The following is a 14511-nucleotide window of genomic DNA, read 5'->3' on the forward strand; positions in this document are numbered from 1 at the left end:
GGACGATCTATGGTTTTTCCAGAATTTCCACGCCGAAACATCTCTGGTAATACTCGGCGATAACGGGCCATTCCATTTCGTCGCATTTGTTCAGGAAGCTGAATTTGAAGGCGAGGTCGCGGTTGCCGAAAATCTGCGTGTTCTCGGCCCAGGCTAGGACGGTCCGCGGGGACATGAGGGTGGACAGGTCCCCGTTGATAAAGCCCTGCCGCGTCAGGCCGGCCAGCCGGACCATGGCGCTCACGGTTTCTTTGCCTTCTTTGGTGTCGAAGTCCGGCAGCTTGGCCAGCACGATCCCTTCCTCCGTGTCGTGGGGGAGGTAGTTGAGCTGTACTACGACGTTCCAGCGGTCCATCTGGCCCTGGTTGATCTGCTGCGTGCCGTGATACAGGCCGCTGGTGTCGCCCAGGCCGATGGTGTTGGCCGTGGCGAAGAGGCGGAAAGCCGGATGCGGGCGGATAATCAGGTTCTGGTCCAGCAGGGTGAGGCGGCCTTCGGCCTCCAGAATGCGCTGGATTACGAACATCACGTCGGGCCGTCCGGCGTCATATTCGTCGAAGACGAGGGCCACAGGGTTCTGGACCGACCAGGGCAACAGCCCTTCTTTCCATTCCGTGATCTGTTTGCCTTCCTTGATGGAGATCATGTCCTTGCCCAGAAGGTCGATCCGGCTGACATGGGAATCCAGGTTGATCCGCACGCAGGGCCAGTTCAGCCGCGCGGCGACCTGTTCGATATGGGTGGATTTCCCGGTGCCGTGATAGCCGTGGATCATGACGCGGCGGTTATGCGCGAATCCTGCCAGAATGGCCATGGTCGTGTTATGGTCGAACCGGTATGTGGGGTCGGCGTCCGGCACGTTCGGATGGTCGTTTCTAAAGCCCGGCACTTTCCAGTCGACATCCAGCCCGAAAGTCTCCCGCACGTCATATTTCGTATCGGGGATGGAGGTGTATTTTTCTTCGCTGCCCACGACCTTGGTGATGTCGAAGGAGGAGGACATGGGTTCGCTGTCTTTGATTTTTTCAGGCATTTTTTCCTTCCTGTCATCCCGACCGACCGTAAGGGAGTGGAGGGATCTTATTGGGTTTATAAATTCAAGATCCCTCGACTACGCTCGGGGTGACAACTTGTTACATACTATTTCTCTATCTTTTCAAATTTTTCGTAGGCAATCTTTAAAATGGTATAGGCCATATTGATGCGCTTGAGAAGTTCTTCGGCTTCCGGGTCGTCCGGCCGCAGGTCGGGATGGTGCTTTTTGGCCAGTTCCTTGTAGCGTGTTTTGATAAGGCGCAGATCCACCGGCGGCGCCAGTCCCATGAGCGCGAGCGCCTCGAACTCCGGCGTGTTGTGCGGGCTTTCCGGCGGGGAGGTTTTTTCACGCTGCGGTTTTTTTTCCGTGAAGTGGTAGCTTTGCCAGGCGGTCTGGTAGAGCATTTCCTCCAGGGGGGCCTCCGGGTCATACCGCCATGTCGGGCGGTCGCCGTACTGGCTGCTCAGGATGTGGTTTTCGATTTCCTCCGGGTGCATGCCGGAGAAAAAATCCCACGCCCTGTTATATTCGCCGATATGGTCGGCGCAAAAGACGTAATATTCGCTTAAGGAGCGGTCTTTGGGGGCCTTGTGACACCCTTCCGCAGAGCAGCCGGGCATGTCGCAGGCATGCGTTTTTTCTTTCGACGCACCATCTTCAAATTCGGGAGACTTTGCTTTTAATCGGATCTTCGGCATAATTCTACCAGTATACAATATATAAGGTTTTGAAACCTATGACTTTGGCGCAAAAAATCCAAGAGATTCTTACGAAAGAACTCTCCCCCGATTTTCTGGAACTTCGCAATGACAGCGCCCGGCACGTGGGGCATGCGGGGCATGACGGAAGTGGGGAGAGTCATTTCACGCTTCGAATCGTTTCGAGCCGTTTTGACGGGAAATCCAGGATCGAACGCCAGCGCATGATCTTGAATCTGTTGCGCCGGGAAATGGACGGGCCGCTCCATGCCTTGTCGATCAAGGCTTTTAGCCCGAAAGAATGTTAGAAAAGCATAATACACACTGCAAGGTTGCATTGTTTTTTATTCGTATATCCTTACGGTTGTATGAAGTGTTGTTCTGTCATTTTGTTTTATGGAAGGAGGCAGGATGCCTGGGTATTATGCCAACGATGCTTGCGAGAGCGGGCACGAACTTAAAAGTACACTGGTTTCGCGGAACATTACGGTTCTTGACAAGCGCACGTCGGTCCGGCTGGAACCTGAAATGTGGCAGGCGTTGAAGGATATTTCGAACTACGAAAATTGTTCCATCCATGATCTTTGTTCGCTGATCAGTCTCAGGAAAGACAAGAAGACGTCTTTGACCGCGGCTATCCGGGTCTTTTTAATGTTATATTACAGGGCCTCGAGTACGGAAGAGGGGCACCGCCGCGCCGGTCATGGAAATTTCAGGAACATGAAAATCCGGGCGGGCATGCCGCCGGATTGGGGGCGGCTGGAAACAGCGTTTAACGGGGCTTTTCAAAAATCCGGCAACGGAACCGGAAGGCGTCTGGCCGTTTAAGCTAAGTCTGCGCAGTTATAGTGATTTGAGTTAAGAATCGGACATTTTTTCTATACCGTCATTCCCCGGATTGGCGTGGCCAATCCTAGGGGAGTCTATGGACTGCCCTGGAATCCGCTTCGCAAATTCGGGCAATGACGGGGAATGATTTTTACGTGCGCCCCATGGCCAGGAATTTTTTCCGGCGGGCCTTTTTTAAGTCTTCACCGTTCCACGGGGAGAGTTTGGAGAGGGCTTTTTCAATCTGGGTTGAGACATTCTGAATGGTTTCCTCTCTCATGCGGTGGGCGCCGCCGACAGGTTCGGCAATGATGCCGTCGATCAGTTTCATTTTATAAAGGTCCTGCGCGGTCAGTTTCAGGGCCGCCGCGGCTTCGGGCGCGTAATCTCCGCTGCGCCAGAGAATGGAGGCGCAGCCTTCCGGTGAAATAACGGAATAAATGGCATGCTCCAGCATATAAATCTGGTCGGCGGTGGCGATGGCTATGGCCCCGCCGGAGCCGCCTTCACCGATAATCACGGAGATAATGGGCACGCTGACATTCAGGCAGGTTTCGATGGAGCGGGCGATGGCTTCGGCCTGGCCGCGCTCTTCCGCGCCTCTTCCCGGGTAGGCGCCGGCCGTATCGACCAGCGTAATGATAGGCAGGTTGAATTGCTGCGCCATTTTCATCAGGCGCTGGGATTTGCGGTAACCTTCGGGCCGGGTCATGCCGAAATTATGCTTGATGCGGCTTTCGGTGTCGTGGCCGCGCTCATGTCCTATAATGACGACAGAGCGTCCCTTAAAGCGCCCGAGCCCGCCCAGGAGGGCGAGATCTTCGGCGAAGTTCCTGTCGCCGGCCAGCGGGGTGAAGTCTTCGATCATGGCCTCCACATAGTCCATGAAATGGGGCCTGTCCTGATGGCGGGCGACCTGCACTTTCTGGGCCGGGGTCAGCTTTTCGTAAGTCTGGTTCAGCAGTTTTGAGACTTTGTTTTGCATGCGGGAGATTTCTTCCGCGATATTGACGTCGGAATCGCTTTCCACGTTCCTGAGTTCGGAAATTTTACCTTCCAGTTCCAAAATGTTTTTTTCAAAGCCGAGTTGAGTCATCTGCTTTCAGCCTGTTATCCTTTGCGAAAACGGGAATATTTTTTATAAACCACTAAGGACACAAAGACCACAAAGCACTCCGGAAATAATCGCGCCGAAGGCGCAAAAAACAAAAGAATCAATACGCCGGAACATGCTTTATTGCGCTTCGCGCCTAGGTTTTTCTCGATTTCTTCGTGTCCTTAGTGTCCTTGGTGTTTAAAAACAAAACTGCTCTTTACGGTAAAAATCAGGCAGGGGACGTAAATCACCTCTGCCTGATGGAATAAAGTTAACGGACGGCCCGGGCGGCGGCTAGCGCTGCGCCCCGGCTGCTTTTTTAGAGATGGGATGCTTGTCTTCCACCGTCTCTTTAAGCCCTTCACCGACAAGGTGCGTGTAAATCTGCGTTGTGGCGATGTCGGCATGTCCCAGCATTTTCTGAACGGAGCGCAGGTCTGCGCCGTTGCTCAGGAGGTGCGTGGCGAAAGCGTGACGCAGGATGTGCGGGCTTACGCGGCCTTCCTCGACCTCTGCGGCACGCGCCAGATCCTTCAGGAGCTGGGCAAAACGCTGGCGGGTCAAATGTCCGCTTTCGGAGGTGCGGGACGGGAAGACCCACTGGGCCTGCGTTCCGTTGTCCTCTGGGCTGATAAACTGTGTGCGGACGCCCAGATAGCTGTTGATCGCTTTTTGCGCCTGGTCGGAAATCGGCACCATGCGCTCGCGTCCGCCTTTTCCGTCAACGGTCAGGAATTGCGTTTCTTCGCCGATGGCAGACAGGGGCAATCCGACCAGTTCGGAAACGCGCAGGCCCGTTGCGTACAGCATTTCCAGCAGGCAGACAAGACGGACGCTTTCCGCGCCGCCGTTTTCTGCGGCTGTCTTGATGAGGTGGGAAACCTCGGACTGGCTCAGCGTTTTCGGCAGTGTCCGGCCCTGTTTCGGGCTTTCGATTGTCGATGTCGGGTCGTCCTGACGGATATTTTCGGAGTTCAGATAGCGGTAGAACTGGCGCAGGGCGGACAGGCGCCGGGCGACGGTTCTGACGGCGATCTGGGATTTGTTTTTGCCTTTGACATGAATTTTGTTGCCCAGATAGTCGATATAGGCTTTCAGGTCATCCGTGGATGCCCTGTCGATATCGGTGTTGAGGTTTTCACGCAAATACAGGCTGACATCCGCCAGATCCCGCCAGTAGGCGTGACGCGTGTTCAGCGCGGCCCCGCGCTCTGTTGTCAGCATATCCAGAAATCCATCCACAGAAGGATGAAGATCCGGTTTTGGTAGTTTTGGACGACCTGGACGACCCATTTTTATTCTCCTTTATTATTGTTCTGTATGATACGCGCAAGGCTCTCTTTTGCAACCTTGCGGGCATCTTCTATTAACCCCACAGCTTGAAGACCTTCCAGTGTCTCTCGCAGTGTTTCCGGATATATACGCTCCGGTTTATCATGAAGCACATTCAAAAGCATTAAAACCACAAGTCCCGTTTGTTGCTCCTTTTTTGCGGTTTCTATCTGCTTCGTCAAGCCTATAGATGGCATTACATAATATCCATCCAAAGTCAAGGCGGAATTGTTTCCATAAAATTTTTCCGGATTATGGTCAAAAACGCTCTTTTTGTCAAGTGTTTCAATGATCGCAAGAACTTGCTCGGCATCGCCGACCTTAAGGGCCTCCAGCCCCTCTGTCAATTTTTTTGGGGAAATGGTTCCTTTTACATCGCTGTTTCCCAGCGCTTTAAGCGTCTGTAAGTAGACATAATTTTTGGGGTTTTCTGGTGCGGCCTCTTCCATTTTCCGGATCCAGAAAGGGGGAACCCGGATGTCATTCAGGAGCATGAGGGTCACAATTTCCAACAGCGTGTCCTGCGCTATATCATCGGGCTGGTTGTCCAGAATAAGGTCGATATAGGGGCTCAAAACGACCAGGGAAGGAAAGGAGGATTCTGTGGATAAAATATCTTCCAGGGCGCTCCATTGCTCCGGTCCGGGTTCCATATCCCTGATTTTCTCGTAATTTTCATCGGATTTGCGCAGGATTTCCGGCGAAACAAGCCCTCTTGCCGCGGCTTCTTTTTGCAAGGGCGAAAACAGGGATTCGGGGAGCGTTTCGTCCTTGATGAAGAGCGTCAGGAGGGGCGAGGGAATCTCCGAAAGGGCCGCCGGTTCTATCGTGAAGGAGTCGTAGGTCACCTGATGCCGGGCGAAGAGGATGGCGCGTTCCAGCAGGCTCATCGCCATCAGCGTTTTCTGGTCCTGCGACGGGATGGCGTAGCCTTCGGCGCTATAGGAGGCTTTCAGGACGGGGCTGTCCCTGAAGGTGTCTTCTGCTTCTGCGGTTTCGCCCGTCTGCGGCTCTGCGCCGAGTTCCTGATGGCAGCTCTCGCGCAGGAGGTTCCAGAACGCGCCTTGTCCGTAGCGTTTGGAGAGGACTTTTTCTTCCAGGCAGGCGGTTGGAAGTTCGCCGTTATAGATAATCAGCAGGATTCCGATCCGGGCGAGGGCGTCGTGATAGGGATCGTCCACATTTTGCGTGTACAGGTCGTAGGCTTCGTCATACAGGCCGGATTCGATCAGTTTCTGAAGCCGTATTGTAAGAAGGTCTTCTCCTTCTTTCGGCGGGATGTCGTTTTCGATCAGGTCGGCAGAGGTCACGGACAGGAGCAGGTTCTTTTTCAGGCGCTGCAGGCTGAGCATTTTATGGCGGGCCGGAAGGTTTTCAAGCAAGGCCAGAATATCAGAGCGTTTCTGGTCTTTCCAAAGCCCTTTCCCCAAAGCGCCTTCGCGCACATTGCTCATCGTTCCGGCGGATTCGATGGAGACGAAATCGATTTCCGGCGGCGGCGTTTCTTCGTTTTCTGTGTTTTCTGTTTTTGCGCCGTCTGCGGTTTCTTTGGTTTCCGTGCTTTCCCCGGCATCTTCCATGGCATTTTCGGGGGAGGTTTTTACCGTTTTTTCTACCGCTTTTTCAGCGGCCCTGTCTTCCGCGTCTTCCGCACGGGCGGAAAAGCCGGCCCCCAAAGAGGCCAGCAGCAGGAAGGCAAAAAGAAGAGACAGGTGTTTTTTCATCGCGATTCTTTAATTTCGAGACGTGACCATAAGGGAGCATCGCGTCCTTTGCAATTGAACATTTTTTTCTTTTATGCCAGTACATGCCGACGGAAGGAACGGTTCGGGACGAATTTATGCGCGTGGCAAAAGACGTAACAGAAAAACTGCAGGAGCTTGGGAAGAGTCCTGTCCTTGTCGGGATGATGGGGGCCGGGAAAACGACGGTGGGCAAACATCTGGCGGATCTTCTGGGTGTGACGTTCCGGGATCTGGATGATGTGATTGTGGCGCGCGAAGGCCGCGGCATTCCCGAAATTTTTGAAAAAGACGGCGAAGCGGAATTCAGGAAAATCGAAGGCCGGACGATACGCTCCCTGTTTGAAGAGGTTGGCGTTTTAGCGGTCGGCGGCGGCGCTTTTGTTGAAGAAAATACGCGCGCGGTCATTCGGGAGCGTGGCCTTTCGGTCTGGCTTCGCGGCGACCCAAAGGCGCTGTATGTGCGCATTGAGGGGGATGAAAACAGGCCGAAGCTGCAGGATTTTTCCTCGTTTTCGGCGCTGTGCGACAAACGCTGTCCGGTTTATGCCCGCGCCGATATGGCCGTTGAAACGGTCGGGAAAGAGCCGCAAGAAGTCGCGCGTGAAGTTGTTATGGCGCTGCGGGCCCATCTAAAGCTATAGTTCCGGGTTATGAGCGATACACGCAAAACATGGAAGGTCGATCTGGGGGCGCGGTCCTACGATATTCATATCGGGGCGGGGCTTCTGGCGCAGGCGCCCGGTTTGTTGCCGATGGACTTGGCGGGCCGGCGCGTTTTTATTCTGGCGGACCGGAACGTCAAGGCGCATCAGGAGATATTGTGCGGGGCGCTGGAAGGAACGGCGGCGCAGGTCGATACGCTCCTGATCGAAGGGGGCGAACCCGCCAAGAGTTACGAGGGGCTTCAACATGTTCTGGACTGGCTTCTGGAAGGCGGGGTGGAGCGCTCTTCCGTTTTGTTCGCGCTCGGCGGCGGTGTGATCGGCGATCTGGGAGGTTTCGCGGCCTCGGCTGTCCTGCGCGGCATTCCGTTTGTGCAGGTTCCCACGACGCTTCTGGCGCAGGTGGACAGTTCCGTGGGCGGGAAAACAGGAATCAATACGCGCCAGGGCAAAAATCTTGTCGGCAGCTTTTACCAGCCCCGGGCTGTGATCTGCGATATGCAGACCCTGAAAACGCTTCCCGAGCGTGAATTGAAAACGGGTTACGCGGAAGTGGTGAAATACGGGCTGATAAACAAGCCGGACTTTTTTGATTGGCTGGAGGAAAAAGGGAAGGACGTTCTTGCGCTGGAGGAAGGGCCCCTGTCCCGCGCCATTGAAACAAGCTGCGCGGCCAAGGCGGAGATTGTCGCGCAGGATGAGCGGGAGGCCGGAACGCGGGCGCTGCTGAATTTCGGTCATACCTTCGGGCATGCGCTGGAGGCGGCGGCGGGGTACGACGGGCGGCTTTTGCATGGAGAGGCCGTCGGGATCGGGATGGTTCTGGCCTTTGACCTGTCGGCGCGGATGGGGCTTTGTGCTCAGGAGGATAAAACCCGTCTTGAAACGCATCTCAAAGGCTGCGGCCTGAAAACGCGGCTGTCCGATATTTCGCCGGCTTTGACGCAAAGCGCGGAAGAGATTGCGGGGCTGATGAGCCATGATAAAAAGGTCGAAGGGGGCGTGGTAACCTTTATTTTAGCCAGAGGGATCGGGCAGGCTTTTACCTGCCGGGAGGTTAAAATGGAGGATGTCGTGGCGGTTCTTCGGGAATCGATGTAGGTTTTAGAAATGGATTTCTGGCTTTCGGTTGCGATCATTTTTGTTCTTATTCTGCTTTCCGGCTTCTTCTCCGGGTCGGAAACGGCGATGACGGCGGCTTCGCGGGCGCGGCTGCACGCCTGGTCCAAAAAAGGAAACCGCCGGGCGGACCTTGTGAACGACATTCGCAAGCGCAAGGACCGGATGATCGGGGCGCTTTTGCTGGGGAACAATCTGGTCAATATTCTGGCCTCCGCGATGGCCACCAGCATCCTTATCAAGCTGTTCGGGGAAGCCGGGGTTGTTTACGCGACGCTTGGCATGACGATTCTGGTGCTGATTTTTGCGGAAGTCCTGCCCAAGACCTACGCCATTCACCATGCGGACAAGATGGCGGTGTTCATTGCGCCGGTTATCCGGCTTGTGATCTGGGTTTTTGCGCCGTTTGTGGAAAGCGTGAACTGGGTCGTGCGTCTTTCCCTGAAAGTGCTCGGGACGGATATGTCTCCGCCCCAGGGAAGCGACGAGGATGTTTTGCGCGGGGTGATCGACCTGCACGAAGGCGAGGAAGACGTGCAGGACCAGCGCGCCATGCTGCGCTCCATCTTGGATCTGGCCGATGTGGAGGTGGAGGAAATCACGACGCACCGGAAAAACGTGATTATGATTGACGCCGAAAACCCGGCCGAAAAAATCATCGATGACGTTTTAAACAGTCCCTTTACCCGCCTGCCCGTTTACAAGGGCGATACGGACAACATTATCGGCGTTCTTCATGTGAAGGAGCTTCTGAAGGAGCTTCGCGCCAAATCCGGGCTGGGTGAAAATTTCGAGGAACATTTTGATATAGAGGGGCTTCTGACGCCGCCCTGGTTCATTCCCGAAAGCACGAGTCTTTATGACCAGCTTCAGGCCTTTCGGGCGCGCTGCGAGCATTTTGCCGTGGTGATTGATGAATACGGCACGTTCATGGGGATTGTGACGCTGGAAGATATTCTGGAAGAAATCGTCGGCGAAATTGATGACGAGCACGATGTGGCGGTGAGCGGCGTGCGCAAGCAGTCCGGCGGCTCTTTTCTGGTGGACGGCACGGTGACCATCCGTGATTTGAACCGGGAATTCGAATGGGAGTTGCCGGATCAGGATTATTCGACGGTTGCCGGCCTGATTATCCACGAATCCAAATCCATTCCCGAAAAAGGGCAGAGTTTCAGCTTCTACGGTTTCCGTTTTGATATCGTAAAACGCCAGAGGAACCAGCTGACCTTAATCAGGGTCACCCCGCCGAGACAATCTGTTGACATAACTTAATCCTTTGCTTAGTTATGGCAGGAATTTCTTTAAAAAAGAGGGGTAGAGCATGTCTACATTGGGTCAGGAATTTAAAAAACAAGTATCTCCGCAAAATGTAACAGGAATGCAGCAGAGGGTGACTTCGCGTTGTAAAGAAGTCACCAATGTTCATCTCAACGGCGGTAGAACCGTATCTACAAGGAATAACCCGGGCGAAGTTATCGCATGGCTTTCAGAGGCGCTGGGAGAGGCTGCCGCAGGCAGAATTCCCGTTATTATAGATGATCGCAGCACACGTACGATTGATCGTGTGAGGGGCTGGGATTATTTGGCCTCTTGGCAAGTAAAGTAGAAAGCCTAACCTACTCCACCTTCCCGTGGCACTGCTTGTATTTCTTGCCTGAGCCGCAAGGGCAGGGGGCGTTGCGCGGCGTCTTCCGCCATGTCTCCGGGTCGTTTTCGTCAAATTTGTTGCGTTTGGGCAGGTTTTGCACGCCCCTGCGTCTTTGCTGGGATTCACGCAGTTCGCCCGTTCCCGCAAGGGCCGGGTCGCTGCGCGTTTCGCGCATTTCCGGTTCTTCGTGATGGTGCAGGGCGGCCATGGCGCGCGGGTCGATCTGGATTTCGACAAGGCTGAGCGTTTGCGTGGCGGTTTCGCGCAGGCTTTGCAGCATGGCTTCGAACAGGGCGAAGGCTTCCGTTTTATACTCGTTCAGGGGGTCACGCTGTCCGAAGGCGCGCAGGTTTATGCCTTGTCGCAGGTGGTCCAGATTTAAAAGATGCTCTTTCCAGTTTTGGTCGAGGATTTGCAGGACGAAGGATTTTTCCATCTGCCGGAACATGTCCGTCCCTGCGATATTTTGTTTGGCTTCCATTTTTTCGTCGGAGGCTTTGAAGATGCGCTCCATGATTTCATTGTCGCCGATGCCTTCTTCCTTGGCCCATTGCGCCACCGGAAGGGAGAGTCCCAACAGGCGCTGGCATTCGGAGGCGATGGTTTCCGTGTCCCATTTTTCGGCGTAGGAGCCGGCGGGGATGCAGCGCATGACGAGATCTTCAATCACGTCGTGGCGCATCTCGGTGACCAGTTCGTCCAGATCTTCGCTGGAGTCCATGATTTCCCGGCGCTGGTCGTAAATAACCTTGCGCTGGTCGTTCATCACGTTGTCGTATTTCAGCAGGTTTTTGCGGATTTCAAAGTTCTGCTGTTCGACGCGGGCCTGGGCGCGCTCCAGCGCTTTGGACAGCCACGGATGGGTCAGGGATTCGCCTTCCTTGAGGCCGATCTGGCTTTTTAGCAGGGATTCCATTTTGTCGGCGGCAAAAATGCGCATCAGGTCGTCTTCGACGGACAGGAAAAAGACGGAGGCGCCGGGGTCGCCCTGACGCCCGGAGCGTCCGCGGAGCTGGTTGTCGATGCGGCGGGATTCATGGCGCTCCGTGCCGATCACAAAAAGCCCGCCGGCCTCTTTGACGAGCTTCGCGTTTTCTTCGATTTCCTTGCGGATTTTTTCCGTTTCTTTTGCTTTTTTGTCTTCGGGCCAGTCCGTCTGGATTTCTTCTTCAAGGCGCATATCCAGGTTTCCGCCGAGCTGGATGTCCGTGCCGCGTCCGGCCATGTTGGTGGCGATGGTGACGGCGCCGGGCCGTCCGGCCTGCGAGACGATATAGGCTTCCTGTTCGTGATAGCGCGCGTTCAGGACGTGATGCGGGATTTTCTTTTTCTTCAGGGCTGCGGAGAGCCGTTCGGATTTTTCGATGGAAACGGTGCCCACCAGAACGGGTTGCCGGCGTTCCCGGCAGTCTTCGACAAGCTTGCAGATCGCGTCGAATTTTTCATCGAGGGATTTATAGATTTTGTCGTCGTGGTCGATACGGGCCACATCGACATTGGTGGGGATATCGACCACGCCGAGATTGTAAATCTGCGCAAATTCCGTCGCTTCGGTCATGGCGGTCCCCGTCATGCCGGAGAGTTTGGGATACATGCGGAAATAATTCTGGAAGGTGATGGAGGCGAGCGTCTGGTTTTCCTTCTGGATTTCGACATGTTCCTTGGCTTCCAGTGCCTGATGCAGCCCTTCGGAATAACGCCGTCCGTCCATCATCCTTCCTGTAAATTCGTCAATGATAACGACCTTGTTGTCCTTGACGATGTAGTCGGTGTCGCGGGCGAACACCTTGTGGGCGCGCAATGCCTGATTGACGTGGTGGACAAGCGAGATGTTCTGGGCGTCGTAAAGGCTGCCTTCGGTGATAATGCCGTGCGTTTCCAGAAGTTTTTCGACTTTTTCGTTCCCCTGTTCGTTCAGGGAGACGTTGCGGGTTTTTTCGTCCAGGTCGTAATCGTCGGTATCGAGCAGGGGGATGATTTTATCGACGCGGGTGTAAAGCTCTGTGGAGCCTTCGGAGGGGCCGGAGATAATCAGCGGCGTCCGGGCCTCGTCGATCAGGATCGAGTCGACCTCGTCGACGACGGCAAAGTTGAAAGGCCGCTGGACCATGTCTTCCAGACGGAATTTCATGTTGTCGCGCAGATAATCGAAACCGAATTCGTTGTTTGTTCCGTAGGTGATGTCCGCGGCATAGGCTTTGCGCCTTTCCTCTTCGGGCATATTGGCGACGATGCAGCCCACGGACAGCCCCAGAAACTTGTATATCTGGCCCATCCACTGGGAATCCCGGCGGGCGAGGTAGTCGTTGACGGTGACCACGTGGACCCCTTCGCCGGACAGGGCGTTGAGGTAGGAGGGCAGGGTGGAGACAAGGGTTTTCCCTTCCCCCGTGCGCATTTCGGCGATCTTGCCTTCGTTCAGGGTCAGCCCGCCGATCAGCTGCACGTCGAAATGGCGCTGTTTCAGCGTTCGCTTGGCGGCTTCGCGGACGACGGCAAAGGAATCGTGAAGGATGTCGTCAAGACTTTCCCCCTGCGCCAGACGCCCGCGCAGGACCTTTGTCTGCGCCCGGAGGTCCTCGTCGTTGAGGGCGGCGTATTTCGGCTCAAGGGCGTTAATCGGCCCCACATGCTTATAGAGCTTTTTAAGCTGCCGTTCATTATGTGAACCAAAAAGTTTTTGTGCCAAAGCGAGCAAGACGCGAATCCTTTTTTATCCAAGCCCATCTGGTATAAGCATCCGGCCTGTAATGTCAATTCGGACTTGCACTTTGTTGCTATAGAGTGCAGTGTTCCTACCTGTTTTTGCTATACTCAAGTGAGGTTATAAAATGTCTGAACAGCAGAAAAACAACAAGACAACGACAATATTGTTTTCCGTCGCGCTCGCCATTCTGGTGGCGGCCGGCGGGGCTTATCTTGTGATGAACAAGGAAAAAACGCCCGAAGCAGCGGAATCCGCGGCGGCTGAGATTTCGGCGCAGGGCAATGACGTTGCCACGGCGGCCGGAGAGGAAGAAACGGCGCCTGCGCAATCGGCCGAAAAAGAAGAAGGGTCGCAAGCCGGAAATGAAACCGGGGTTGCCAGTTTTGACGGGGTGGAGGTCAAGCCGGGAAATCCCGTCGTTGCCAAGGTCGATGGAAAAGAGATCACACGTGTGGATGTTTACCGCTACGTTCAGGGCATGCCGGCCAATATCCAAAGGCTGCCGGCCACGCAGGTTTATCCGCTGGCTATGGATCAGGTCATCAACACCCGCGTAATTCAGAACAAGGCGGACGAGGCCGATCTGGAAAACGATCCGGAAGTGAAGGAACAGCTTGCGATGGCGCGTCAGCAGATTATGCGCAACATCTACGTTCAGCGCGCTGTGGATAGCGAAATTTCAGAGGGCGATATCAAAAACGCCTATGAAAAATATATAACCGCCGTGCCGGAAGTTGAAGAACGCCGCGCGCGCCACATCCTGCTGGATACGGAGGAAGAGGCCAAAGCCGTCATCGCCGAACTCAAGGAAGGGGCGGATTTTGAACAGCTTGCCAAGGAAAAATCCAAAGGGCCGACGAGCGTAAAAGGCGGGGATTTGGGCTGGTTCGCCCAGGCCGACATGGTGCCTGAATTTTCGGCTGCCGCTTTTGAAGGCAAGAAAGGCGCCTTTACGGCCGAGCCTGTCAAAACGCAGTTCGGCTGGCATGTCATCAAGGTCGAAGATATTCGCCAGCGTCCCAAACCGACGCTGGAGCAGGTCAGGCCGATGATTCAGGCGGAGCTTCGCCGCGAAGCGCTGGATACGCTGGTTCAGGACTGGCGCAAGGACGCGACGATCGAGCAGTTTGACATCAACGGCGGCCCGCTGAACGAGACATCTCCCGCTGCCGGAGAATAGTCTTTATGAGCTGCGCAGAGGCTCTTGAAAAACCGCGCCCGCAAACACCTGGAGGTCTTCCGGTCCTTCTCGTGTCTGCGGGCGTTCTTTTGGATTCCGACGGGCGCGTTTTGATCGCGCAAAGGCCGGAAGGCAAGTCGATGGCGGGCCTGTGGGAATTTCCCGGCGGGAAGGTCCGGGAAGGGGAAAGCCCCGAATTTGCGCTCTGCCGGGAACTGGAGGAAGAGCTCGGCGTGGAGTTGCGGGAGTGCTGTTTGTCGCCGGTTGCCTTTGCCTCTCATGCTTACGATGACTTTCATCTCCTGATGCCGCTTTATGTGTGCCGCGTCTGGAAAGGGATTCCAGCGCCCCGCGAGGGGCAGTCCCTGAAATGGGTCCGTCCCAAAGGGCTTTATAACTATCCGATGCCGCCGGCGGACGTTCCCCTTATTGCCCAGTTGATCGACAGGTTGTAAGCTTC

14 protein-coding genes are annotated in these 14511 nt (G+C 55.0%); 8 read left to right on the forward strand and 6 right to left on the reverse strand.

Annotated features, from left to right (window positions below; translation table 11 throughout):
- Nucleotides 1-7: 7 nt before the first annotated feature.
- Together H6853_06225 and H6853_06230 are read right to left on the reverse strand one after the other, a co-directional pair.
- Nucleotides 8-1003: an AAA family ATPase gene (locus tag H6853_06225; GenBank protein USO04623.1), complete on the reverse strand. Its 996-nt coding sequence runs from the start codon at nucleotides 1001-1003 to the stop codon at nucleotides 8-10.
- 137 nt (nucleotides 1004-1140) lie between these two features.
- A complete protein-coding gene (locus H6853_06230; protein USO04624.1) occupies nucleotides 1141-1656 on the reverse strand; it encodes a J domain-containing protein in 516 nt (171 codons plus the stop codon).
- A gap of 116 nt (nucleotides 1657-1772) precedes the next feature.
- On the opposite strand from H6853_06230, the gene H6853_06235 reads away from it, so the two are divergent.
- Nucleotides 1773-2042 carry a BolA family transcriptional regulator gene (locus H6853_06235; protein ID USO03133.1) on the forward strand — a complete coding sequence of 90 codons (270 nt, stop codon included), beginning with the start codon at nucleotides 1773-1775 and terminating at the stop codon, nucleotides 2040-2042.
- A 103-nt stretch (nucleotides 2043-2145) separates the two neighbouring features.
- On the forward strand, nucleotides 2146-2562 hold the full coding sequence (locus H6853_06240) for a ribbon-helix-helix domain-containing protein (GenBank protein USO03134.1): 417 nt from the start codon (nucleotides 2146-2148) through the stop codon (nucleotides 2560-2562).
- 151 nt (nucleotides 2563-2713) lie between these two features.
- Here the strand turns inward: H6853_06240 and H6853_06245 are convergent, their stop codons facing one another.
- The 3 genes from H6853_06245 to H6853_06255 form a co-directional block, all read right to left on the reverse strand.
- Nucleotides 2714-3658, reverse strand: a complete 945-nt coding sequence (locus tag H6853_06245; protein USO03135.1) for an acetyl-CoA carboxylase carboxyltransferase subunit alpha — start codon at nucleotides 3656-3658, stop codon at nucleotides 2714-2716.
- 294 nt (nucleotides 3659-3952) lie between these two features.
- Complete coding sequence (locus tag H6853_06250) at nucleotides 3953-4951, reverse strand: site-specific tyrosine recombinase XerD (GenBank protein USO03136.1); 999 nt, start codon at nucleotides 4949-4951, stop codon at nucleotides 3953-3955.
- Between the two features lie 2 nt (nucleotides 4952-4953).
- A complete protein-coding gene (locus H6853_06255; GenBank protein USO03137.1) occupies nucleotides 4954-6714 on the reverse strand; it encodes a hypothetical protein in 1761 nt (586 codons plus the stop codon).
- A gap of 83 nt (nucleotides 6715-6797) precedes the next feature.
- Between H6853_06255 and H6853_06260 the strand changes: the two genes are divergently transcribed.
- The 4 genes from H6853_06260 to H6853_06275 are packed head-to-tail and all read left to right on the forward strand — an operon-like array spanning nucleotide 6798 to nucleotide 10122.
- Nucleotides 6798-7376, forward strand: a complete 579-nt coding sequence (locus tag H6853_06260; GenBank protein USO03138.1) for a shikimate kinase — start codon at nucleotides 6798-6800, stop codon at nucleotides 7374-7376.
- 9 nt (nucleotides 7377-7385) lie between these two features.
- Nucleotides 7386-8498, forward strand: a complete 1113-nt coding sequence (locus H6853_06265) for a 3-dehydroquinate synthase (GenBank protein ID USO03139.1) — start codon at nucleotides 7386-7388, stop codon at nucleotides 8496-8498.
- Between the two features lie 9 nt (nucleotides 8499-8507).
- Nucleotides 8508-9788: an HlyC/CorC family transporter gene (locus tag H6853_06270; GenBank protein ID USO03140.1), complete on the forward strand. Its 1281-nt coding sequence runs from the start codon at nucleotides 8508-8510 to the stop codon at nucleotides 9786-9788.
- 49 nt (nucleotides 9789-9837) lie between these two features.
- Nucleotides 9838-10122: a hypothetical protein gene (locus tag H6853_06275; GenBank protein USO03141.1), complete on the forward strand. Its 285-nt coding sequence runs from the start codon at nucleotides 9838-9840 to the stop codon at nucleotides 10120-10122.
- A gap of 10 nt (nucleotides 10123-10132) precedes the next feature.
- On the opposite strand, the gene secA is transcribed toward H6853_06275, so the two are convergent.
- Entirely contained in the window at nucleotides 10133-12871 is a 2739-nt protein-coding gene (gene secA / locus H6853_06280; protein USO04625.1) for a preprotein translocase subunit SecA, read from the reverse strand.
- A gap of 124 nt (nucleotides 12872-12995) precedes the next feature.
- On the opposite strand from secA, the gene H6853_06285 reads away from it, so the two are divergent.
- Together H6853_06285 and H6853_06290 are read left to right on the forward strand one after the other, a co-directional pair.
- Nucleotides 12996-14051 (forward strand): peptidylprolyl isomerase, encoded by a 1056-nt coding sequence (locus H6853_06285; GenBank protein ID USO03142.1) that lies wholly within the window; start codon nucleotides 12996-12998, stop codon nucleotides 14049-14051.
- A gap of 5 nt (nucleotides 14052-14056) precedes the next feature.
- Nucleotides 14057-14506 (forward strand): (deoxy)nucleoside triphosphate pyrophosphohydrolase, encoded by a 450-nt coding sequence (locus H6853_06290; GenBank protein ID USO03143.1) that lies wholly within the window; start codon nucleotides 14057-14059, stop codon nucleotides 14504-14506.
- The last annotated feature ends 5 nt before the right edge of the window (nucleotides 14507-14511 follow it).

Source organism: Rhodospirillales bacterium, from assembly GCA_023898765.1.
Classification (GTDB): domain Bacteria; phylum Pseudomonadota; class Alphaproteobacteria; order Micavibrionales; family Micavibrionaceae.